The sequence below is a fragment of the Skermanella mucosa genome (assembly GCF_016765655.2).
GTDB lineage: Bacteria > Pseudomonadota > Alphaproteobacteria > Azospirillales > Azospirillaceae > Skermanella > Skermanella mucosa.
The window spans coordinates 1,770,532-1,793,753 of record NZ_CP086106.1; the positions used below are offsets into that span (position 1 = coordinate 1,770,532).

The window sequence follows — 23,222 nt, forward strand, 5'->3', positions numbered from 1 at the left end:
AGTAATTCACTGTCGATCCACCGTCGGCCGCCGGACCGCGCAGAAACTGTGCGGTTCGCCCAGGTTGTTGTGGATCACCTGGCAGCTTTCCCAATCGAGCGTCAATCCGTAGAACTCTGCGGCGTCGGCCGCAATGTCGGTATCGGGGACTGTCGCGATCATAAAGAAATCTCCGCGATGGTCCACCACCCTACGCCGAAGCACTTCAGAATAACCGTTATCGGTCGAATCGGGCTGGACGAAATTGCTCTGCAACCTCACGAAGGGGATTTGCGGCGGAAACGAGGGGATCAGGTGGCCGACCGGCTGGTACCCGCCGATCAGCACCATCGTCCGGTCCGGATCGGGGATCTCGGGCATGTCGAATTCCACGACATTGCTTGTCCAGGCTGACCGCCCCCAGGTCCCCCAGACGGTCGTCGCCTGGAGAACGGCCAGCACCGAAGCCATCACGGATATCCGCACGGTGCGGGACAGCGGCAGCACTCCGAGCGCCAGGACGATGCAGAGGGGAGCCAGCATCTCGAGCGGGACCGCATATCGGTAGATGCAGAACATCCAGGCCCAGGCCGCGTAGGAAAGCGCCGCCACCGTCAGCAGCCAGCGGGTGATGCCGGGCCGGGAGATGGAGCGGGACGCGCCGGGACGCCGGGACGCCGGGGCAGCCAGGATGCCTGCCAGTGCCGCCGCCGGGAGCAGTACGTAGAGCGTCAGGATCCGGTGGTCACGGAATTCGATCTCGCCCGCGACCTGCGAATCGGCGCTGATCCTGAACGGGAGTATCAGCCTTTCCCAGGCCGACTTCGGCTGGTAAGCAAGGTCCTTGTAGTCGCTGATGGCGCCCAGCGGCGATTTGAAGAGGTTGTTGTAGTAGGGGTGCAGGGGATTGCCGTGGGTCTCCCACAGGAACCACATCCAGTGCCCGGACAGCAGCGCCACCGCCGCGACGATGCCCAGGCCGCAGGCGACCGACAGCAGCAGCCGGCGGCCCGGAGCGGCAGGAGCGGCCAGGAAGCCGAAACAGACGCCGATGCAGTAGATCACCGAGGGCTGCTTGAGGCCCATGGCGGAGCCGACCATCAGGCCGGATACGAAAGCGAGCCAGAAAGCCGCCCGCCGGGAGCCGGCGAACAGGCGGTCCTGCATCCGGGCGATCAGCGCCAAGGCTCCCAGGAAGCCCAGGCCGACGGTGCTGTCATGGAAAGTGGTGCCGAGCTGCGCCACGCTCCCGCCGCCCAGCACGCCGACCAGCGCTATGGCGCCGGCGGCCCAGACCTTCCGCACCGGATCATCTATCAGGAGAACGGTCCGGGCGATGGCGAACAGCAGGACGAAGTTGAGGCTCTGGACGAAGGCCAGCACGCCGTAGGCGACCGGGGCGGGGACCGCGCTGCCGAGCAGGAAGAAGGGGATGTCGAGCGTCGGGTTATAGAAGCTCGGCGTCTGAGCCGGCACGACGTCGAAGAAGAAGCGCCCGTTGAGGAAGCTGTAGGGATTGTACCAATGGTAATTCCGCAGGTCCCAGTTGGCGTCCTGACCCAGGGCGACGTTGAGCAGGACGAGGCCGATAGGGACGGCGCACGCCAGCGCCAGGGCCGTCAGCCTTGCCGTCCGGTCCCCCGCGGAACGGGCCGGCGTGATCGGGATCAAAAGCGTCAAGGGAACCGGCATGGGATGGTTGGGCCCTGACGGGCGATGGCGTCTAGTTACCCGCCGGTCGCCGCGCGATCAAGGCTTGGCGGCCGGATGGACCGCTTTCCGCCGGAGCTCAGCCGGGATCGATATCCGGAAAGACGTCGGCGAGCTTCCTGGCTTCCATCAGGCGGTCCATGTAGGTGTCGAGTTGATCCATGGTCGCCGAGGCGATCAGGTCATCGACCTCTGCCGGCAGGTCGCCGAACCGGCGCCTGAGTTGCCGAGACAGCATGTCCGCTCTGCCCTCGGCCCTGCCTTCGGCTCGCAGTTCGCGCTCCCAGATCTTGATCCGCTCCGACAACATGCCTTGAACCTCCCCAAGTCCCGACGGAACCGCCATCGGTCCGTCTCCGCCAACCAGCGCCGTCACGGCCTGCGCCACCACCTCGCCGAAGGCCAGCTTCAGCGAGTCGTGGTCCGCATGCTGCCGGAACCAGCCGATCACCTCGCCGACCAGTCCGGGCAGCTCGGCGGGCCGGGTGCAGGTCTCGATCCGGAAGAGCAGCGCCACCAGGCCGTCCCTCCGGGCGAGGTCCTCGGCGCCGAGCCTGCCCTCGTCGATGAGATGATAGCGGATGCCCGGCTGCCAAGGCCAGAGCGCCGCGTCCGGCGCCAGTCCCATCAGGCCGGCGGTGTCCAGCGGCGCGTTCCACGGGGCCTCGCCGTTGTAGAGCACCACCGGCAGCACCGGCGGCAGGGGCGAGCCGGGCGGCAGCTTCAGCTCCCGGATGAGCTGCTGCCACAGCAGGCCGACATAGACCATGACCCGGATCGCCATCCACCAGTCGGAGCGCGACTGGAACTCCAGCATCAGGTAAATGTGGACGACTTCGCCGGACAGGGTCGGCACCCGCCAGATCAGGTCGCCCTCGCGCCGGCGGCCGTCGCTGGCGTGGAACTTGGCGTTGACCCGCTCCATCCGGGTGAAGTCCAGCCCGGCGGCGACATCCTCCGGCACGAAGCCGCGGATCAGCTGCTCGACCATCAGCGGGTGGGAGAAGAGGCGGTGGTAAAGGCTGTCGGAGGCAGGCATCGGGGCGGGTATCCCGTGGGATGAAATCGCCCCTTCTCTGCATGCACCCGCAACCGTCGGCAAGCGACCGGCGATGCCCGCGACCCTATGCCCCGGGGAGCAAGGAGCGACTCACCCCCGCCCGACCGCGCGCCAGCCGATGTCGCGGCGGCAGAAGCCTTCCGGCCAGCTGATCCTGTCCACCGCCTCGTAGGCCAAGCCCTGGGCTTCGCGCACCGTCGGGGCGATGGATGTCACGCCAAGCACCCGGCCACCGTCGGCCAGGACATGGCCGTCTTCCGACAGGACGGTGCCGGCATGGAAGACGGTGACGTCGGGCAGGGCACCGGCCTCGTCCAGCCCGTGGATCTCGGTCCGGCGGACATAGTCGCCGGGATAGCCCTTGGCGGCCATGACGACGCACAGGGCCGTGTCGTCGTACCAGCGCAGCTGGAAATTCTTGAGGACGCCGTCGCGCGACGCGATCAGGGCCGGCAGCACGTCCGACATCATCCGTTTCATCAGCACCTGGGTTTCCGGGTCGCCGAACCGGGTGTTGTATTCCAAAAGCTTCGGCGCCGGCCCCTGCGGCGTGTCCACGATCATCAGGCCGGCATAGAGGACGCCCTTGAACGGCCGGCCCTCGGCCGCCATGCCGCGCACGGTGGGCTCGATAATCTCCCGCATGACGCGCGATTCCAGCGCCGGGGTCATCACCGGCGCCGGGGAATAGGCGCCCATGCCGCCGGTGTTGGGGCCGGTGTCGCCGTCGAACGCCGCCTTGTGGTCCTGGGCCGAGACCAGGGGCAGGGCGGTGGAACCGTCGACCAGGGCGAAGAAGCTGGCTTCCTCGCCCGCCAGGAACTCCTCGATCACCAGTTCGGCACCGGCGTTGCCGAAGCGCGACTCGATCATCGCCTCGTCGACCGCGGCCAAGGCCTCCTCGACGGTGCGGGCGATGGTCACGCCCTTGCCGGCCGCCAGCCCGTCGGCCTTGACGACGATCGGAGCGCCCCGTTCGCGGACGAAGGCGTGCGCCGACTCGGCATCGGTGAAACGGCCATAGGCGGCGGTGGGGATGCCGTACTTGGCGCAGAGATCCTTCATGAAGCCCTTGGAGCCTTCGAGCGCCGCGGCGGCGGCGGTCGGGCCGAACGCCTTGATGCCCGCGGCCTCCAGTCGGTCCACCAGACCCAGCACCAGCGGCTGCTCCGGCCCGACCACGACGAAGTCGATGGCGTTCTCCATGGCGAATCGCACCAGGCCGTCCAGATCGTCCGCCTTGATCGCCACGCACTCGGCTTCCCGCGTGATGCCCGCGTTGCCGGGCGCGCAATACAGCTTGTCGCAGAGAGGGGACGCCGCGATCGCCCAACAGAGCGCGTGCTCGCGTCCACCCGAGCCGACCACCAGTACCTTCATGCCTCTTGTCCTCTACGACGTCCTTTTGAAACCCTGATCCCAGGGCGTGCTTTTGGAGCCCTGATTCCAGAGCGTACTTTTGAAGCCCTGATTCCAGGGCGGGGGCCTTACGGCCTTGTTGAGAAGGCGAAGGCTTGTATCATGCCGACGCCATGACACAAGACCAACCCCTAATGGATCGCGAACCCGCCCCCAGCCGCCCCGGCTCGAACCTTGCCGAGTTCACCGTGACAGAATTGTCGCGGGCGCTGAAGCGCACGGTCGAGGAGTCCTTCGGGTATGTGCGCGTCCGGGGCGAGGTTTCCCAGCCCAAGCGGCACGGCTCCGGCCACGTCTACCTGCGCCTGAAGGACGAGACGTCGGTCATCGAATCGGTCTGCTGGCGCGGCACCGCCGCCAAGCTGGCGGTCCGTCCCGAGGAGGGGATGGAGGTCATCTGCACCGGCCGCCTGACGACATATCCCGGCCGGTCGCAGTACCAGCTGGTCATCGAGACGATGGAACTGGCCGGCGAGGGGGCGCTGCTCAAGCTGCTGGAGGAGCGCAAGCGCCGGCTGGCCGCGGAGGGACTGTTCGATGCGGCGCGCAAGAGTCCACTGCCGTTCCTGCCGGGGGTGATCGGAGTCGTCACCTCTCCGACCGGAGCGGTGATCCGCGACATCCTGCACCGTCTGGCCGACCGGTTTCCGCGCCACGTGCTGCTGTGGCCGGTCGCGGTGCAGGGCGAAGGGGCCGCGGCCCAGGTCGCCGCCGCGATCCGGGGATTCAACGGGATCGCGCCGGGCGGGCCGGTGCCGCGACCCGACCTGATCATCGTGGCGCGCGGCGGCGGCTCGCTGGAAGACCTGATGGCCTTCAACGAGGAAATCGTGGTGCGTGCCGCGGCCGACAGCGCGATCCCGCTGATCTCCGCCGTCGGGCACGAGACCGACACCACGCTGATCGACTTCGCGTCGGACCGGCGGGCGCCGACCCCGACCGCCGCGGCCGAGATGGCCGTGCCCGTCCGGGCCGAGCTGATCGCCCAGGTGCTGGACTGCCAGCGCCGGCTGCACGGCGGCACCGGACGGATGATCCTGGAGCGGCGCAATCTGGTCGACGGTCTGGCGCGCGGCCTGGGCGATCCGCAGACGCTGCTGGAAGGCTGCGTCCAGCGGCTGGACGACCGTTGGGAGCGGCTCGGCATCGCGGTCGCCGGCACGATCGAGCGCCGGCGGACGCGGATCGCCGAACTGGGCGCGAAGCTGCGCCACCCGCGCGAGGTCATGACGGCGGCGCGCGGGCGCCTGCAATCGGAAGCGCGGGCGCTGGGCGCCGGCCTGCGCCATGTCGTCGCGGCGGAGGAAAGCCGCCTCGGCCGCGTCGCTTCGCGGCTGACGCTGCTGCCGATCCGCATCCGCGTCGGGGACGGCGGCCGGAGGCTTGCCGAGCTGGGCGAGCGTATGGATGCCGGGTATGGCCGGCTGGTCGCCGAGCGCATGAACCGCCTCAAGGCGGGTGCCGCTTTGCTGGAGAGCTATTCGTACCGCGGCATCCTGGAGCGCGGGTTCGCCCTGGTGACCGACGACGCCGAGCAGCCGGTCACCTCCGCGGGCGACGCGAAGGCCGGCATGCCGGTGACGCTGGAATTCCATGACGGCAAGGTCGATGCCGTCGTCGGCGGAGGCGGGCTGGCGCGCAGGGCGGAGTCGCCGAAGCAGCCGCGCAAGACGGAGGCGAAAGCCAAGCAGGGGTTGCTGTTCTGAGGACGTCCCGCCGCCGGCCCCCCCGGCGGCCCCGGGGCCGGTTCAGTCCGGCCAGCGCCGGTGGAGCCACAGCCACTGCTCGGGCCGGGCGCGGACCCACTCCTCCACCACGGCGTTGATCCTGGCCATCATGGCGCGGATATCGGCGTCGCGGTTGCCTGACTTCGGCACGTCCATCGGCGGAAAGACGGTCAGCCTGAACCTGGCGCCGCCCAGCCTTTCGGTCAGGACCGGGACGATCGGGCAGTCGAACCGCAGGGCGAGCTGGGCGATCGCCGGCGCGGTCATGGCGTCTCGCCCGAAGAACGGGACCGGAATGCCGTCGTTCATCTTCTGGTCGATCATCATGCAGACGCTGTCGCCGTCCCGCAGGGTCGCCATGATCTCGCGGGCGCCGGTGCGGCCCTTGGCGACGAAGCGGCTGCCGGTGACCGCGCGGACATGGTCGATGAGGCGGCCTACTGCCGGGTTGTTGGGGCGGCGGTAGACGGCCGTGATCGGCAGGCCGTTGCGGGTCGCCCCCATGGTGTTGAGTTCCCAATTCGCGAGGTGGGCGGAAAAGAACAGCGTGGGAGTCCTGGCCTTCGCCATCCGCAGGACGCTGTCCGCACCGATCATCTCGGTACGGCGCCAGACCTCGTCGAGGTGGGGATACTCGGCCATCACCCGGCCCAGATTGTCCCACATGCCGCGCAGGATCTCCTTCCGCCGTTCCGGCGTGGCGTCAGGCAGCGCGCGATCGATGTTGCGCAGGGCCTTGCGCGACGTACCCAGGCGCGGGCCGACGGTGCGGCCGATCCAGCCGCCCAGCGCCGAGGCGGCATCGAGCGGCAGGACCGCGAAGATGCCGTAGATGGCGTACAGGAGGGCCGCTTCGAGCGGATATCCCAGGTAGCGCCGGCGCAGCCGGGCAAAATTCGTTCTAGTGGCCATGGGGAGTCGCGGGCGGGATCGGGGAAGGGGCGTAGGAGGACAGAAGCCGGCCAAGCGCCGCCGGGTCGTCCCAGACGACCGAGACCGGCACCACCCGGACCATGGAGCGGGCGTCCGGCGGAAGCCGCACCGCGTCCTTCGCGGTGGTGACCAGGGAGGCGCCGAGTCCGGCGGCATGTTCGACCAGGCGCATGACCTCGTCCGGAAGATAGGGATGATGGTCGGCGAAAGCGACCCTGCCGACCAGATGCGCTCCCATGTCGCCGAGCGTTTCGAAGAACTTGGCCGGCCTGCCGATGCCGGCGAACGCGACCACCCGCTGTCCGCGCAGGGCCCTCGCGGTGGCGGGGTCGGGCGTCAGGCGGGCTTGGAGAACCGGCAGGCGGTCGCCGATCCGCTGCGCCACCCCGGCGGTGTCGCGGCCCAGCACGACCACCGCGTCGGCTCTCGCCAGGCCGACGTCGACCGGCTCCCGCAGGGGGCCGGCCGGAATCGTGTGGCCGTTGCCGAAACCGGCGCCGCCATCGACCACCAGGATCGACAGGTCTTTCCCCAGCCGGGCGTTCTGGAAGCCATCGTCCATGACGATGGCCTCGGCTCCGGCCCCGGCGGCGCTCCGGGCGCCGGCGACGCGGTCACGGGCCACCCAGGTCGGGCGCGCCTGGGCCAGCAGAAGCGCCTCGTCGCCGACCGCGGCGGCGTCGTGGCTGGCGGGATCGACCAGGACGGGACCCTTCTCCCGCCCGCCGTAGCCGCGCGTCAGGAAATGGACGCCGCGGGAACCGAGGGCGGCGGCAACAGCCAGCGCCACCGGCGTCTTGCCGGCACCGCCGGCCACCAGGTTGCCCACGCAGATCACCGGAACCCCGGGGTGCTCCGGCCGGGCCGACGCCCGGCGGACCCGACCGATCGCGGCGAACAGGCGGCCGGCGGGCGACAGCAGGCGCGCCGCCGCACCGGGCGGAGCGTACCAGAAGGCCGGGGTCTTCAGGGGCATGGCGCGATGCCCGCGGCGGACAGGCTCGGGCCGAGGGCGTCCAGCATGGAATCGACCACCCGCCGGTTCCGCTCGGCGACGGCGCCTGCGGCCTCGGCCAGCCGCGACCGTTCGGCGTCGTCGGTCAGCAGCCGGCCGACTTCCCGGGTCAGCTCCGCGCCGTCCCGGACGGCCACGGCGGCCTGGCCGGCCTGGAGCTGTGCCGCCACCTCGGAGAAGTTCGTCATGTGGGGGCCATGGATCACGGCGCAGCCGAGCTGGGCCGGCTCGACCGGGTTGTGGCCGCCGATCGGCACCAGCGAACCGCCGACGCAGACGACGGGCGCCAACCGGAAGAACAGGCCCAGCTCGCCGACGGTGTCGGCGACATAGACCTCGTGCTCCGGGCCGGGCAGGCCGCCGGCGGAGCGGAATGCCGACGCGAGGCCGCGATCGTCCAGCAGGGCGGAGACTTCGCCGCCCCGCTGGGGATGGCGCGGCACGATCACGGTGAGCAGGCCGGGCAGGCGGTCGCGCAGGGCGGCGTGGACATCGGCCGCGATGGCCTCTTCCCCGGGATGGCTGCTTGCCAGCAGCCACAGCGGACGGTCGCCGAAGGCCTGGCGCAGGACGGCCAGCGCCGCGGGATCGGCCGGCAGGGGTTCCGCCGAGAATTTCAGGTTGCCGACGCAGCGCACGTCGCGGGCGCCCAGCCTGCGCAGCCGGTCGGCCTCCAGTTCGGTCTGGGCGAGGCAGAGGCCGAAGGTCCGCAGCAGGGGCCGGATGAAGCCCGGCACCCGGCTCCAGTTGCGAAACGAACCGGCGGACATGCGGGCATTGACCAGGACCGCGGGAATGCGGCGCCGCCCGATCTCGCACAGCAGGTTCGGCCAGATCTCGGACTCGATCCAGAGCGCAAGGTCGGGCCGCCAGTGGTCCAGGAAGCGCCGGACATAGGGCATCCTGTCCACCGGCACATACTGGTGGATCGCCCGGGTGGGCAGGCGCCGCGCCATCAGCTCGGCCGAGGTGACGGTACCGGTCGTCACGAGCACGGAGAGATCCGGATAGCGTTCCAGCAGACGGTTGATCAGGACCAGGACCGACAGGGATTCGCCGACGCTCGCGGCGTGGAACCAGGCGAGCCGTCCGGAGGGACGATGCGCGGAGGCGCAGCCCAGGCGTTCCGGACCCCGGGCCGGATCTTCCTTTCCTGCTGCACGGCGGCGGGCGAGATACAGCCGTATCGCGGGCCCGCCGATTTCCGTCAGCCCGCGATAGATCGTCTGCAACATCTGAGAACGGTGACCAGTCCGGCGTGAAAAAGCGCGGAACCTTACCACGATCGTCGGGGACGGCTAAGGCTTTTCGACTTACGACTGTACCAATCGGTCCGAACAGCTCAAGGGCTTGAGGTTGTTGAGGAATTGTTCGGCCGAGGCGCGCCAGGACCAGGTCAGCGCATGCGCGCGGCAGCGTTCCGCAGGAATGGCGAGGGCGCGACTGACGGCTTTGCCCAGATCCTCGTCCAGGCATCCGACCTCCGCGCCGTCCACCACGTCGAGCGGTCCCGGCACCGGAAAGGCCGCGACCGGCACGCCCGAGGCCAGCGCTTCGAGCAGGACGAGACCGAAAGTGTCGGTCCTGGACGGGAATACGAAGACGTCGGCCGCGGCATAATACTGCGCCAGTTCCTCTCCATGGCGCGCTCCCGCGAACTTCACCCCCGGATAGCGCCGGCGGTACTCTTCCAGCTGCGGGCCGTCGCCGACGACGTACTTGGTGCCGGGAAGATCCAGCTTGAGGAAGGCCTCCAGGTTCTTCTCCACCGCGACGCGGCCGACATACAGGGTGATCGGCCGCGGATCGGCCAGGAAGTCCTTGTCCCGCGGCCGGAACAGATCGGTATCGACGCCGCGAGACCAGCGTCGGATGTTGCGGAAGCCGCGGGCCTTGAGGGCGTCCTCGATCGACTGCGTCGCGACCATGACAGCGGCGGCCGGGGCATGGAAGCGCCGGACGACCGCATAGCTCAGGGACAGCGGCACCGGGGCGCGGTCGCGGACATATTCCGGGAAGCGGGTGTGGTAGGCGGTGGTGAAGGGAATGTCGTGCTTCAGGCAGTAGCTTCTGGCGGCGAACCCCAGCGGCCCCTCGGTCGCGATGTGGATGGCGCCGGGGTTGCTGGCCTCGATCATGCGGGCGAGCTTCCGCCCGGCGCCGAGCGCCAGCCGGATCTCCGGGTAGCTGGGCAGCGGAACGGTGCGGAAGCGGTCCGGCCCTATGATTTCGACGGTATGGCCGAGTTTCTCCAGTTCTTCCCGAATGGTCGTCAGGGTGCGGACGACCCCGTTGACCTGCGGGTACCAGGCATCCGAAACGATCAGTATCTTCACGCTGCCGCCCTGGCTGAGACCTTGACTGGCAGCAAGCGACGTGAAGCCGCCCAGTTTATGATTTCCAGCTCGCCGCTCTCGTGCTCGACGAGAGCCGTGCAGGATTCGACCCAATCTCCGTCGTTGCAATAGAGCACCCCCTCCATGGGACGCATTTCGGCGCTGTGGATATGCCCGCAGATGACGCCGTCGACGTTGCGGCGGCGCGCCTCCTCGGCCAGCGCCGTCTCGTAGTCGCCGATATACTCCACCGCGTTCTTGACGCGGTGCTTCAGATAAGCCGAGAGGGACCAGTATGTGAAGCCCAGCTTTCGGCGCACATAGTTGAACCAGGTGTTGATCCCGAGCAGGGCCGTGTAGGCGCCGTCGCCCAGGTGGGCGAGCCATTTGGCGTATTTGACGACGGCGTCGAACTGGTCGCCGTGGATCACCAGGAGCCGCCGGCCGTCGGCCGTGGTGTGGACCGCGTCCTCGACCACGGCGACCCCGCCGAAGTTCAGTCCGATGTACTCCCGGAACGCCTCGTCATGGTTGCCCGGGATGTAGAAGACCTTGGCGCCCTTGCGCGCGCGTCGCAGGAGCTTCTGGACCACGTCGTTATGGGCCTGGGGCCAGTACCAGCTCCGTTTGAGGCGCCAGCCGTCGACGATGTCGCCGACCAGATAAAGGTACTCGGACTCGTGGCAGCGGAGGAAATCCAGAAGAAGGTCGGCCTGGCACCCGCGGGTTCCCAGGTGAACGTCCGAGATCCAGATGCTTCGATAGTGCCGCACACCAATGTCTGGCTGCATGCGCCGGCTCCTCTAGGGCTTGCGAAGTCGGCGCCGATATACATCTAAATAGAAGGTGCTGACAATGCTTCGGTGGATTGCAAGTTCCTGCGCAATGCAATCTTATTATTTTTGTAATCCTGGCGACTTTGCAGTGTAACAATTCGGAAATACTGCATAATTCTATAAATTCTTCTGGGTCTTGTTGTCGCAGGTAACCGGGCTCACCCTCAATCTCCCGGCAGGCTCCGGCTCCGCGGATTTCGGGCTGCGCGCGAAGATCCGCGTCCCATATGGATATGCAGGTCGTTTTCGCTTTGCCTGTGAACAAACGCGGGAGGAAACCATGCCGAAGTCCGACGGCCGGATCACCGACCAGAACCCGATGGGCACCGACGGGTTCGAGTTCGTCGAGTACACCGCTCCGGACACCAAGGAACTGGGCGCCCTGTTCGAGCGTATGGGCTTCACCGCCGTGGCGCGGCACCGTTCCAAGGACGTGACCCTGTACCGGCAGGGGGGAGTGAACTTCGTCGTCAACGCGGAGCCGGACAGCTTCGCCCAGGCCTTCGCCCGGGTCCACGGCCCCAGCGTCTGCGCGATCGCGTTCCGCGTCGCCGACGCGGCCCATGCCTACAAGAGGGCGACCGAACTGGGCGCCAAGGGCGTGGCGGGCACCGCCGGGCCGATGGAACTGAACATTCCGGCGATCCAGGGCATCGGCGGCAGCCTGATCTACCTGGTGGACCGCTACGGCGACCGCAGCATCTACGACGTCGATTTCGAGTTCGCCGAGGGGGCCGAAAGCGCGCCGAAGGGGCTCGGGCTCAGTTCGATCGACCACCTGACCCACAACGTGCATCGCGGGCGGATGAACGAGTGGTCGGACTTCTATACGAAGCTGTTCAATTTCCGGGAGATCCGCTACTTCGACATCGAGGGCAAGCTGACGGGGTTGAAGTCCAAGGCCATGACCAGCCCCTGCGGCAAGATCCGGATCCCGATCAACGAATCGTCCGACGACAAGTCGCAGATCGAGGAATATCTCCGGGCCTACAAGGGCGAGGGCATCCAGCACATCGCGCTGGCGACGGACGACATCTACGAGACTGTCGAACTGGCCCGCAGCCGGGGCGTCGAGTTCCTGGCGCCGCCCCCCGACACCTATTACGAGATGCTGGCGGAGCGGCTGCCGGGGCACGGCGAGGATGTGGAGCGCCTGAAGCGGGACCACCTGCTGATCGACGGCGCGCCCGGCGGCGGCCTGCTGCTCCAGATCTTCACCAACACGGTGATCGGCCCGATCTTCTTCGAGGTGATCCAGCGCAAGGGCGACGAGGGGTTCGGCGAGGGCAATTTCCGGGCCTTGTTCGAGAGCATCGAGCGCGACCAGATCCGCCGCGGAGTGCTTCAGGAAGACGGGTGAGGCGTCCAACCGATGCCGGTTGGCTTGGCCTAAGCGCACCGCCGCGATCAGCGCGTCGGTTCGGGGCGGTGCGCAGCGTTCCCGGACCTGGTCCAGGCTCTCCCGCGCATAGCCGGACAGGACCAAGCCGAGCGGGGCGCGGTCTCCGGCCGGGTTTGCCATAGCCCCGCTTGCCATGGATGGCCCGGCTTGCCATAGGATGATCAGCCAGGCTTCGACCGCTGCGCCGGTCGAGTCCGGCGGTCCTGCAAGGAACGGGAAAGGCATGCCGATTTGACGGACTTGGCGCGGGAAGGAACCGCGGACGCCGGAGGCGGGGAAGCCTTCCTGGGCGAGTTCATCCGTGTCATAGCGCTGACGATCCTGCCGGTGCTGCTGTTCGCGATCGTGGTCGCCGTGATTCTCACCGATCGCCAGCAGAGGCTGGTCCTGGAGATGCTGGAAAGCCGGGCCGCCGCCGCCGCCATGGAACTGGACGGCATCTTCACCAGCCAGATAGCGCTGCTGACGACGCTTGCCGGGTCGCGCTCCCTCGACGACGCCGATCTTTCCAGCTTCTATGTCGAGGCACAGCGCGCGGCGCGGACCCAGCCGGACTGGTTCACGATAATCCTGTCGGATCCGGCGAACGGCCAGCAACGCCTGAACCTGTTGCGGCCCCTGGGCGCGGCGCTTCCGGTATTCCCCGATCTCGACAGCCATGAGCAGGTGGTGCGGACCGGCAAGCCGATGATCGTCGCCCGCCCCACCGCCCTGGGTCCCGTTTCCGGCCGGCCCGTGTTCGGCATCAGGGTCCCGGTCCTGCGGGACGGCCGCGTGATCCACGTCCTCAGCGCCGCGCTCAAGCCGGAAACCGTCATGCGGGCCTTGCAGCGGCTCGAACTGCCTCCCGGCTGGGGCGGGGTCATCCTCGACGACAAGCGGACCGTCGTCGCGTGCGCAGGCTGCCCCGAGAGCAGCATCGGCCGTCCTGCCCTGCCCGCGGTCAGGGAGCACATCGACGAGGCGCAGGCCGGGGTCGGCGTGCTGACCACGCTGTCCGGGGTGAAGTCGTACTTCGCGATCGGCCGGGCGCGGGCATCGGGCTGGATCGTCGGCGCCCGGGTGCCGACGTCGGACATGACCGCCCTGTGGCTGGGGGAGCTTTGGATCGTCGGGCTCGCGGGCCTGATCAGCATCGTCGTGGCGTTCGGCGCGGTGGCGCGGCTCACCCGCCGCCGCCGCGAGGAGCATGGGGTGCTCGAAGCCCGGGTGCGCGAGCGGACGGTCGCCCTCGAGCTTTCACTGGCGCAGCGCGACCTGCTCCTCCGGGAGGTCTACCACCGCGTCAAGAACAATCTCCAGGTCGTGGACAGCCTGATGGGCTTCCATGCGTCGCGTTTGAAGGATGCCGAGGGCCGGAACGCCTTGGAGGGGCTTCGGCTGCTGGTGCATGCGCTGGCGCTGGTTCATCAGCGGCTGATGGAGTCCGAGGACCTGGCGCGGTTCGACATCCGTCCCCTGCTGGAGGAACTCGGTGCGAGCCTGGAGGCTTCCACCGGCGCCGCCGAGCGCGGCATCCGGGTCTCCGTCGAGGCGGATCCCCTGGAAACGTCGCTTGATTTCGCGATCCCCCTGGGGTTGCTGATGACCGAACTGGCCGCCCGCGCGTTGAGGCACGGCTACCCGGCCGGTTGGAAGGGCGTGGTGACGATTTCCTTCCGCGCCGGTTCTTCCAATGATGCCGCCCTGACCGTGGCCGACGACGGCAGTGCGGACGGGCATCGATCCGCCATCCGCTCCGACACCGTCGGGTCGAAGATAATCCGGGCCCTGGTCGCACAACTCGAGGGAGAGATACAGGTCATGCATGAATACGGCACCAGGGTGACCGTCACGGTCCCGAACACCGGAGTTCCGGGATGACGGGACATGGCGGATGCGTGCTGGTCGTCGACGACGAGATGCTGATCGCGCTGTCGCTGACCGACACCATGGAAAAGATGGGATTCGACGTCTGCGGCACCGCGGCCACCGCCCGGCGGGCGATCGAGCTTGCGGACGCCCATCGGCCGATCCTGATCCTCATGGACGTGCGGCTGAAGGGCGAGGAGGATGGCGTGGACGCCGCCATCGCGATCCACCGGCGCCAGACCATACCGGTGATCTTCATCACCGGCTCGCGCGAGCAGGCGACCATCGACCGCATCCACCGGGATCACCCGTCCGGCCTCCTGATCAAGCCGGTCCTGCCCCACCAGTTGAAGGCTGCTGTGGAAAAGGTGCTGGGTCCCCTGAGCGTGCCGTAAGCCTTCGTCCGGCTTCGGCTTCTACGCCTCCTTCAAGCCGCTGAAATGGACGCCGAGCATCTCGGCGGCCGCGTCGAGCACGGCGGGGTCGACCGGCGGCGGCGCGATGTTGACGTCCTTGCGCAGGGCCTGGGTGATGATCTCCAGCGAAGCGACGCGCGCGTGCCACTTGCTGTTGGCCGCGATGGCGTGCCAGGGGGCGGCCACCGTCGAGGTCTTGTCGAACATGTCCTCGGCAGCACCCATATAGTCGTCCCACCGCGCGCGGTTGCGCAGGTCCTCCTCGGTCAGCTTCCAGCGCTTGTAAGGATTGGTCAGCCGCTCCCGGAAGCGGTCGAGCTGTTCTTCCTGCGTGATGTGGAAGAACAGCTTCACGATCCGCACCCCGTCGTCCAGCAGCAGGCGCTCGAACTCGTTGATCTCGTCGTAGGCGCGCTTCCATTCCTGGGGCTTGGCGAAGTCCTGCACCCGCTCGACCAGCACCCTGCCGTACCAGGAGCGGTCGAAGATCGCGAAGGTGCCGGGTCCCGGCAGGCGCTGCCAGAAGCGCCACAGGTAATGCTGGCCGATCTCCTCCTGCTTCGGGGCGCCGATCGGCCAGACATGGCATCCCCGAGGGTCGAGCGGCTCGGTGATCCTGCGGATGGCGCCGCCCTTGCCGGCGGCGTCCCAACCCTCGAACACCAGCACGGCCCGCCGCTTCTCGTGCCAATAGGTCTGCTGGATGTGGAGCAGTTCGGTCTGAAGGGCGTCGAGCCGCTTCTCGTAGGTCGACTTGTCGGTGAAACGGTCGCCGTCCTGGACCAGCTTGTCCAAGCGGATCTTCGACTTGTCGGGCTTGATCTCGGTACGGCTCATCGCGGTCGTCTCTTCTGCGGCGTGAAGGGGGTGGAGGAGCTTCTGCGGAACTCAACGCGTGGAACCTAAGTTCGGTCGCATCGGTTTAATCCGCAACCGGCGGGCAGGGGGCAGGCGGCCGGAGCGTGGAACCACGCCGGGGCCGGTATCACCGCCTGAAGCTACCCGCGAAAATTCAACGTTGCGAGGATGGGCTAGTGACTCTCGGACCACGCATCTACAATCTCTTCCCGCTGCTGGTCGGCTCAGTCCACGATTGGTCCGGGCATCTGGCGCGCATCGCTGGAATGCAGTTCGACTGGGTCTTCCTCAACCCCATCCACTACCCGGGGTTTTCCGGCAGCCTCTACGCGGTCAAGGATCCGTACCGGCTGCACGACCGCTTCCAGGGTGGCGCTTCGGAACACCCCGACGACCTGATCCGTGGCTTCTGCAGGAACGCGCAGGAGAAGGGCCTGCGGGTGATGCTGGACCTGGTGGTCAACCACACCGCCAAGGACGCCGTCCTGGCCGAGCAGCATCCCGATTGGTACCGACGGGAGGCCGACGGCAGCCTCTACAGCCCTCGCGCGGTCGATCCGGTGGATCCCGCCAACGTCACGATCTGGGGCGACCTGGCGGAACTGGACTACGAGAACGAACAGGCCCGCGCCGGGCTGGTCGAGTACTGGGCCAACTATGTGCGCCACCATGTCGGCCTGGGCGTCAAGGGCTTCCGCTGCGACGCCGCGTACCAGGTTCCGGCACCGGTCTGGCGGGCGCTGATCGACGCCGCCCACGAGGTGGACGGCGAGGTCGAATTCTACGCCGAGACCCTGGGCTGCACGATCGAGCAGGTCGATGCGCTGGGCGACGCCGGGTTCGATTATCTGTTCAACAGCTCCAAATGGTGGGACTTCCAGGCGCCCTGGCTGCTCGACCAGTATAACCAGTTCCGCCACATCGCGCCGTCGGTGGCATTTCCCGAGAGCCACGACACCGAGCGGATGGCCGCCGACGTGGGCAGCCAGGACCGGGAGCGGCTGGCCGCTCACCTGAAGATGCGCTACCTGTTCTCGGCCTGCTTCTCGTCGGGCGTGATGATGCCGATCGGCTACGAATACGGCTTCACGCGCAAGATGGACGTGGTCACGACCACGCCGGAGGACTGGGAGGAGCCGAAGGTCGACATCAGCCAGTTCGTCGCCGACGTGAACGCCATGCGGGCCGCGACGCCGGCCTTCAACGTCGAAGGCCCGCAGTTCCGCATCACCGCCCCGCACAGCCCGCTGGTCGGCCTGTGCCGCAAGGGCGCCGGCGACGTCGAGGACTGCGCCATAGTCCTGATCAATCCCGACGAGAACCGGTCCCACACCATCGATCCCGGCCCCCTGCTGGCGGAGACCGGGGGCCGGTTCGACGGGTTCCGGGACGTGACGCCGCAATGCTCGCCCCAGCTCTTCCGGCCCGGCGAGCCGATCGTGCTGGCCCCCCTGGAGATGAGGGTGTTCCGCGGCAATCCGGAAGCCCGCGCCAAGGCCTCGGACGGCGTGGACAGCGCCGAGCGCAAGGAAGCGTCGGGGCGGCTGCTGGAAAGCCTGGCCGCCGACCGCATCGCGATCGAAGGGGTCTATCCCGAACTGGACGGCGGCCGCTTCGCGATCAAGCGCGAGGTCGGCGACGTGCTGGAGGTCTGGGCCGACGTCTTCACCGACGGGCACGAGAAGATCAACGCCTGCCTGAAGTACCGCGTCCAGGGCGACGACGCCTGGCAGGAGGAGCCGCTGGTCTTCTTCGACAACGACCGCTGGACCGGCCGGATTCCGCTGACCCGGAACGGCCGCTACCGGTACACGGTGGAGGCGTGGCGCGACCTGTTCGAGACCTGGCGGGGCGACTTCATCAAGAAGCGCGACGCGGGCCAGGTGATGGCGCTGGAGCTGATCGAGGGGCGGGAACTGGTCGAGCGGGCGGCCGCCAAGGCCACCGGCCCCGACCGCGAGGTCATGGAGACCACGCTGAACCGGCTGGCCCACGGCGGGGAGGGCGGCGGACGGGCCGACGACGAGTTGGCCACCCGGCTGCTGCTGTCGGACGACCTGCACATCGCGATGTGCAGGTCCGGCGAGCGCACGAACCGGTCGCGCTACAAGAGCGAGCTGGAATGCTTCGTCGATCGCACCGCTGCGCGCTACGCCGCCTGGTACGAGCTGTTCCCGCGCTCCATGAGCGACGATCCCAACCGGCACGGCACCTTCGACGACGTCATCAAGAAGCTGCCCTATGTACGCGACATGGGCTTCGACGTGCTGTACTTCCCGCCGATCCACCCGATCGGACGCACCTTCCGCAAGGGCAAGAACAACACGCTCGACGCCGGCGAGGAGGATGTCGGAAGTCCCTATGCGATCGGCTCCGAGGAAGGCGGCCACGACGCGCTCCACGCGGAATTGGGAAGCTTCGAGGATTTCGAGCGGCTGGTGAAGGCGGCCGATGCCCACGGGCTGGAGATCGCCATCGACTTCGCGATCCAGTGCTCGCCCGACCATCCCTGGATCAAGCAGCATCCGGACTGGTTCGACTGGCGCCCCGACGGCACCATCAAGTACGCCGAGAACCCGCCCAAGAAGTACCAGGACATCGTCAACGTCCATTTCTATCGCGGCGCCATGCCCGACATCTGGTACGCGCTGCGCGACATCGTGCTGTTCTGGGCGGACCGGGGCGTCAAGATCTTCCGGGTGGACAACCCCCACACCAAGCCGCTGCCGTTCTGGGAATGGATGATCCGCGAGGTCCAGGACCGATATCCCGACGCGCTGTTCCTGGCCGAGGCCTTCACCAAGCCGAAGATGATGAAGCGGCTGGCCAAGGTGGGTTTCACCCAGAGCTATTCGTACTTCACCTGGCGCAACCACAAGCAGGAGATCACGGACTATCTGGTCGAGCTGACCTCGCTTGAGCCCAAGGAGTACATGCGCGCCAACTTCTTCGCCAACACGCCGGACATCAATCCGCCGATCCTGCAGACCGGCGGCCCGGCGGCATTCAAGATGCGTGCCGTCCTGGCGTCGACCCTGTCCAGCGTCTACGGCCTCTACAGCGGCTACGAGCTGTGCGAAGGCGCACCGATCCCGGGCAAGGAGGAGTACCTGAACTCCGAGAAGTACGAGATCAAGGCGTGGGACTGGAACCGGCCGGGCAATATCCGGAGCTATATCACCCGGATCAACAAGATCCGGCGGGAGAACCCGGCGCTGCACGAGTACGACAACCTGCGCTTCTACAACGCCTTCGACGACAATATCCTGTATTACGGCAAGATGACGCCGAACAAAGACAACTTCATCCTGGTCGCCGCCAACCTGGACCCGCACAATGCCCATGGAGCGACCATCGAAGTCCCGCTGTGGGAACTGGGCCTGCCGGACAGCGCCCATGTGGAGGTCGAGGATCTGTTCACCGGCGGTCGCTTCTTCTGGTACGGCAAGCTCCAGCAGATCCATCTGGACCCGCACCAGAATCCCTGCGGAATCTGGCGGATCATCCCCCCGGGACTCGGCTTGCGGCCATAGGCCCTGGTCGCCGCCCGGAACCGGCTGCGACAATTTGCCCACGGCATCATCCGTCGATCCGGACTTTCAAATGTAATTTTTTAAATCGGTGATGCCCAGGATCTTGCCGGACGCGACCATCGCGCGTCCGGCAAGGCTTTGGGGAATCAGTGATGTCCGTTCGGTTGGGATTGCCGCAAGTCAGGCTTCAGGGCCGCCTCCTGGCTCTGGTTCTCCTGGCATCCGCCGGCATGATCGTCATCGGCGTCATCGCGCTGGTCAATCTCCGGTCCGAGATGCTGCATGACCGCGTGATGAAGGCGCGCGACCTCGTGGATGCCGCCGCCAACATCGCGGTCACCCATGCGGAGATGGCCGCCAAGGGCGCCATGCCGCTGGACGCCGCCAAGCGGGCGGCGGTCGACGCGATCGCCATGCTGCGCTACGAGACCACCAACTATTTCTGGATCAACGATCTCGACGGCATCCTGATCGGCCATCCGACCCTGCCGGAGCGGATCGGCCGAAGCGTTCTGGACATCAGGGACGCCGACGGCATGGCGATGTTCGAGGCGTTCAACCGCATCGCGCGTGAGCAGGGCAGCGGCTTCGCGCGGTACCGCTGGACGAAACCCGGCGAAACGGACCCGTTGCCGAAAATTTCGTATGTGAAACGGATCGCCGGGTGGGACTGGGTCGTCGGAACCGGGATCTATGTGGACGACGTCGATCAGGTCTTCCGGCGCAAGGCGCTTTTTCTCGCCGGAATCTTCGCGGCCGTGCTGACGGTGGTGCTGGCCGGGGCGGCGCTGGTCACGCGATCGATCGTCCGCCCTCTCTCCGGCCTGCGGCTGGTGATGACCCGGCTGTCCGAAGGCGCCATCGACGTCGCGGTGCCGGCCACCGGACGGGTGGACGAGATCGGCGACATGGCCCGGACCGTGGAGGTGTTCAAGGACGGGCTGATCCAGGCGCGCATGCTGTCCGAAGCCCAGGAGAGCCAGCGGCTGGAGAAGGAAAGCAAGCAGCGGCGGTTGGAGGGGTTCATCCGGGAATTCGAGCTGACCGTGGTCAGCGTCCTGGACGGCCTCGCCGCCGCCGACCAGGCCATGCGCGCCAACGCCCGACGGATGGCGGACGGCGCGCGGGAAACCCAGGCCCAGGTCGCGACCGTCTCCGCGTCGTCCGGGGAGGCGCTGGCCAGCGTCCAGACCGTAGCCGCCGCGGCGGAGGAGCTGAGCGGCTCCATCCACGAGATATCGCGGCAGGCGGTGCAGGCGTCGGCGATGGCGGTGACGGCCGTGAGGGAGACCGCGGTGACCAGCGACGCGATCCGTCTGCTGGAGGAGAAGGTCGGCGGGATCGGCGCGGTCGTGCAGCTGATCGCCGAGATCGCCGGGCAGACCAACCTGCTGGCGCTGAATGCGACGATCGAGGCCGCGCGCGCCGGCGAGGCCGGCAAGGGCTTCGCCATCGTGGCCTCGGAAGTGAAGGCGCTGGCCACCCAGACCGCCCGGGCGACCGAAGAGATCACCCGCCGGATCGCGGAGATCCAGGGCGGCACCCACGCCTCGGCGGAAGCCATCGCGGCGATAGTGCAGGTCAACCGCGACATGAGCGGGGTTGCCGCGGCGATCTCGACCGCCGTGGAGCAGCAGCACTCGGCCACGCAGGAGATCGCGCGGAACGCGGACCAGGGGGCCGCGGGGGCAGCGGGCGTGGCCGAGGCGATCGCCCTCGTCGAGCAGGCGGCGACGGAGTCGGCGAGCGCCACCGAGGAACTGCACCGGACCGCCGAGGCGCTCGGGGAATATGCCGAAGTGCTGAAGCGCAAGGTCGACGGCTTCCTGAAGCAGGTCCGCTTCGAGGAGGACGAGGTCGGCACACTGGTCGAGTGGGGAACCGACCTGGAGTTCGGAATCCCCCGCATCGACGCCGAGCACAGGAAGCTGCTGGATCTCGCCAACCGGGTCTATGCAAGCGTGAAGCGCGGAGAGGATCCGCAGGTCCTTTCGAGCGCTTTCGGCGAACTGCGCTCCTACGCCTCCGAGCATTTCAGCGAGGAGGAGGAGTTCATGATCCGCATCGGGTATCCCGAGGCGGAAGAGCATCGCCGGCAACACCGGATGTTCATCGCCCGCCTCGACGCCCTGGCCGAGACCTACCGCAAGGGCGCCGAGATCCGGGGCATCGATGTCGTCGGCCTGCTGGGCGGATGGTGGCAGACCCACATCAAGGGGGCCGACGGGGCGGTGGCGCGCTTCGCCGCGGAGCGGCGGCCTGATATGAGGCGGGCTGCCTGACGCCGTCCGCATCCGCCTATCGGGGGTTCCCCGGATAATCCCGATGGTGCAGTCCGATGGTGCAGTGCGACCGGACGGACACATTGATCCAGATGTCACCAACGCGGTATGCATCCGCTGCGATTCCGGATAGAGTGGGTCCAACACATAAGAATCGGCCTGTCCCAGGAGCGCGCGGTGGATATTCTGGAAACCATCAAGGATTATGGTAACTATTACTATGCCGTTGTTTTTGCATGGACATTTCTCGAAGGTGAAACCTTCGTCATTTTCTCCGGCGTGGCTGCGCGCGAAGGCATCCTGGACCTGCCCACGCTGATCGGTTTCGCCTGGGCGGGCAGCTTCCTCGGGGACCAGCTCTACTTCCTGATCGGCAGGCGTTACGGGGCGAGGCTGCTGCTGCGCTTCCCCCGGTGGAAGCCGGGCGTGGACCATGCGCTGAGCCTGCTCAAGCGGTACAGCACCGGCTTCATCCTCAGCTTCCGCTTCATCTACGGCGTGCGCAACTTCAGCTCCTTCGCCATGGGCATGAGCGGGCTGGCGTGGTCGCGCTTCGCCTTCCTCAACTTCATCGCCGCCGGCGTCTGGGCCGTGTGCTTCGCCGGGGCCGGCTATCTGGCCGGCATGGCGCTCCAGCACGTGCTGGGCGACCTGGCGACCGGGTTCGGCCTGCTGATGCTGGCCGCGTTCCTGATCGCGATCCTGGTGCTGTACAAGATGTCGCGGAAGCGGCCCGCTCCGCCGGAGCCGACGGTGTCGGCCCGGAACGTGCCGGCCCAGGCGGAGTGAGAGGCGGAAAGACCCTCGTTCATCGTTGATGGAACGGCGGTGACGCGGCGACGCCCCGGGTCAGGCCCTGGCTTGTTATACTTTTTTCGCGGTTCAAGTATAACAAGACGGGGACGGCCGATGGAACGACTGCCCTTCGCCCTTCAGACGGCCATGCCGACCTGCTCGACCAGGCCAGGAAGGATATCATTTAGGCAGGACTGTTGCTCGATGTCCTGTGCGAAGACCGGCCCCATGACATTGGTTTTGATTGATTTATCGTAGGTCGGCCTCGGCCGAAGGCCGACCTACCGCACTTCTCCGCTCCGCAAGACTTATCAGGGCCATCGTGCAGCACTATTACCGGGAAGACCTCTGCGAGCGCGGACTCCGGGCCGGCAGCCGGCGATCGGTCAGTCGTCGACGCGGATCATGGCGTTGAAGGCGATGGAGATCCGCTCCGCCGGGCCGTGGTAGGGGTGGACATAGTGGTTCAGCCAGCCGGGGAACAGCAGCATCAGCCCGTTCTCGGGCTTGATCGTCAGGCTGGGCAGCATCGAGAATTTGGGGTGGTGGAAGGCGGTCGGGAAGCTGCGGGGATCGACGAACTCGATGCAGCCGTTCTCCGGCCAGTCGCCCTCCATCTGGTCGACGTCGATATAGTAGACGCCGCTCCAGTGCGATTTCGAGTGGTTGTGCAGCTTCGTGTAGCCGCCGTTCGGGATGATGTTGCCCCACATCTCGCCGTTCACGAAGCACTTGGCCGGGTCGAGCTGCTGGCCGAAATAGGTCTGGGTAACGGCGATCACGGCCTTGGCCACCTGGCCCTTCAGCCGGTTCAGCGCGGGATGATCCTGCTCGAAAAGGTCCTTCCGGCCCTGCCAGCCCCGGACGGCCGACATGTGCTTGTCGGGCGTGGCATCGCGCTCCTTCCGAAGGTACGCCGCGAGGTCGGCGTTCATCGCGGCATGGTCGCGGATGCGCGCCTTGAACAGCGGCGTTCCGAAACAATACATCACCGCTTCGTTCAGCTTGATAGACTGCATGCGGATACCTTTCGCCTTTCGTTGCGGGGATCGGTCGCGGATCCCCGATAC

The 23,222-nt window shown here is 67.4% G+C and carries 17 protein-coding genes; 7 read left to right on the forward strand and 10 right to left on the reverse strand.

Annotation, left to right across the window (positions count from 1 at the left end; genetic code table 11):
- Nucleotides 1-6 precede the first annotated feature (6 nt).
- From JL100_RS08030 to purD, 3 genes are all read right to left on the reverse strand, one after another.
- A complete protein-coding gene (locus JL100_RS08030; RefSeq protein WP_202682562.1) occupies nucleotides 7-1,659 on the reverse strand; it encodes a hypothetical protein in 1,653 nt (550 codons plus the stop codon).
- A 109-nt stretch (nucleotides 1,660-1,768) separates the two neighbouring features.
- Complete coding sequence (locus tag JL100_RS08035; RefSeq protein ID WP_202682561.1) at nucleotides 1,769-2,728, reverse strand: Rpn family recombination-promoting nuclease/putative transposase; 960 nt, start codon at nucleotides 2,726-2,728, stop codon at nucleotides 1,769-1,771.
- A 111-nt stretch (nucleotides 2,729-2,839) separates the two neighbouring features.
- Nucleotides 2,840-4,129 (reverse strand): phosphoribosylamine--glycine ligase, encoded by a 1,290-nt coding sequence (purD, locus tag JL100_RS08040; protein WP_202682560.1) that lies wholly within the window; start codon nucleotides 4,127-4,129, stop codon nucleotides 2,840-2,842.
- Nucleotides 4,130-4,302: 173 nt separating this feature from the next.
- Between purD and xseA the strand changes: the two genes are divergently transcribed.
- A complete protein-coding gene (gene xseA, locus JL100_RS08045) occupies nucleotides 4,303-5,874 on the forward strand; it encodes an exodeoxyribonuclease VII large subunit (protein ID WP_202682559.1) in 1,572 nt (523 codons plus the stop codon).
- A gap of 42 nt (nucleotides 5,875-5,916) precedes the next feature.
- Here the strand turns inward: xseA and JL100_RS08050 are convergent, their stop codons facing one another.
- The 5 genes from JL100_RS08050 to JL100_RS08070 form a co-directional block, all read right to left on the reverse strand.
- Entirely contained in the window at nucleotides 5,917-6,807 is an 891-nt protein-coding gene (locus JL100_RS08050) for an LpxL/LpxP family acyltransferase (RefSeq protein WP_202682558.1), read from the reverse strand.
- Complete coding sequence (lpxK, locus tag JL100_RS08055) at nucleotides 6,797-7,798, reverse strand: tetraacyldisaccharide 4'-kinase (protein ID WP_202682597.1); 1,002 nt, start codon at nucleotides 7,796-7,798, stop codon at nucleotides 6,797-6,799. Before lpxK ends, JL100_RS08050 begins: the two co-directional genes overlap by 11 nt.
- Nucleotides 7,795-9,078: a 3-deoxy-D-manno-octulosonic acid transferase gene (locus tag JL100_RS08060; protein WP_202682557.1), complete on the reverse strand. Its 1,284-nt coding sequence runs from the start codon at nucleotides 9,076-9,078 to the stop codon at nucleotides 7,795-7,797. Before JL100_RS08060 ends, lpxK begins: the two co-directional genes overlap by 4 nt.
- A gap of 78 nt (nucleotides 9,079-9,156) precedes the next feature.
- Nucleotides 9,157-10,179, reverse strand: a complete 1,023-nt coding sequence (locus tag JL100_RS08065) for a glycosyltransferase family 4 protein (protein ID WP_228421133.1) — start codon at nucleotides 10,177-10,179, stop codon at nucleotides 9,157-9,159.
- Nucleotides 10,176-10,970: a UDP-2,3-diacylglucosamine diphosphatase gene (locus tag JL100_RS08070; protein WP_228421134.1), complete on the reverse strand. Its 795-nt coding sequence runs from the start codon at nucleotides 10,968-10,970 to the stop codon at nucleotides 10,176-10,178. Before JL100_RS08070 ends, JL100_RS08065 begins: the two co-directional genes overlap by 4 nt.
- Before the next feature lie 325 nt (nucleotides 10,971-11,295).
- On the opposite strand from JL100_RS08070, the gene hppD reads away from it, so the two are divergent.
- The 3 genes from hppD (at nucleotide 11,296) to JL100_RS08085 (ending at nucleotide 14,663) form a co-directional block, all read left to right on the forward strand.
- Nucleotides 11,296-12,375: a 4-hydroxyphenylpyruvate dioxygenase gene (hppD, locus tag JL100_RS08075; protein ID WP_202682555.1), complete on the forward strand. Its 1,080-nt coding sequence runs from the start codon at nucleotides 11,296-11,298 to the stop codon at nucleotides 12,373-12,375.
- Nucleotides 12,376-12,648: 273 nt separating this feature from the next.
- Complete coding sequence (locus tag JL100_RS08080; RefSeq protein WP_202682554.1) at nucleotides 12,649-14,280, forward strand: sensor histidine kinase; 1,632 nt, start codon at nucleotides 12,649-12,651, stop codon at nucleotides 14,278-14,280.
- Nucleotides 14,277-14,663, forward strand: a complete 387-nt coding sequence (locus JL100_RS08085; RefSeq protein ID WP_202682553.1) for a response regulator — start codon at nucleotides 14,277-14,279, stop codon at nucleotides 14,661-14,663. Before JL100_RS08080 ends, JL100_RS08085 begins: the two co-directional genes overlap by 4 nt.
- A 21-nt stretch (nucleotides 14,664-14,684) precedes the next feature.
- Here the strand turns inward: JL100_RS08085 and JL100_RS08090 are convergent, their stop codons facing one another.
- Nucleotides 14,685-15,521 (reverse strand): polyphosphate kinase 2 family protein, encoded by an 837-nt coding sequence (locus JL100_RS08090; RefSeq protein WP_202682552.1) that lies wholly within the window; start codon nucleotides 15,519-15,521, stop codon nucleotides 14,685-14,687.
- A 197-nt stretch (nucleotides 15,522-15,718) separates the two neighbouring features.
- Here JL100_RS08090 and JL100_RS08095 point away from each other — a divergent pair, with 197 nt between their 5' ends.
- The 3 genes from JL100_RS08095 to JL100_RS08105 all read left to right on the forward strand — a co-directional run bounded on the left by JL100_RS08095 (nucleotide 15,719) and on the right by JL100_RS08105 (nucleotide 22,146).
- On the forward strand, nucleotides 15,719-19,075 hold the full coding sequence (locus JL100_RS08095) for a maltotransferase domain-containing protein (RefSeq protein ID WP_228421135.1): 3,357 nt from the start codon (nucleotides 15,719-15,721) through the stop codon (nucleotides 19,073-19,075).
- Between the two features lie 152 nt (nucleotides 19,076-19,227).
- Nucleotides 19,228-21,357, forward strand: coding sequence for a bacteriohemerythrin (locus tag JL100_RS08100; RefSeq protein ID WP_202682551.1), 2,130 nt, complete (start codon nucleotides 19,228-19,230; stop codon nucleotides 21,355-21,357).
- 177 nt (nucleotides 21,358-21,534) lie between these two features.
- The gene (locus tag JL100_RS08105; RefSeq protein ID WP_202682550.1) at nucleotides 21,535-22,146 is read left to right on the forward strand and encodes a DedA family protein; all 612 of its coding nucleotides are present in this window, start codon (nucleotides 21,535-21,537) and stop codon (nucleotides 22,144-22,146) included.
- A 392-nt stretch (nucleotides 22,147-22,538) separates the two neighbouring features.
- On the opposite strand, the gene JL100_RS08110 is transcribed toward JL100_RS08105, so the two are convergent.
- Nucleotides 22,539-23,171, reverse strand: coding sequence for a TIGR02466 family protein (locus JL100_RS08110; protein ID WP_202682549.1), 633 nt, complete (start codon nucleotides 23,169-23,171; stop codon nucleotides 22,539-22,541).
- Nucleotides 23,172-23,222 lie beyond the last annotated feature (51 nt).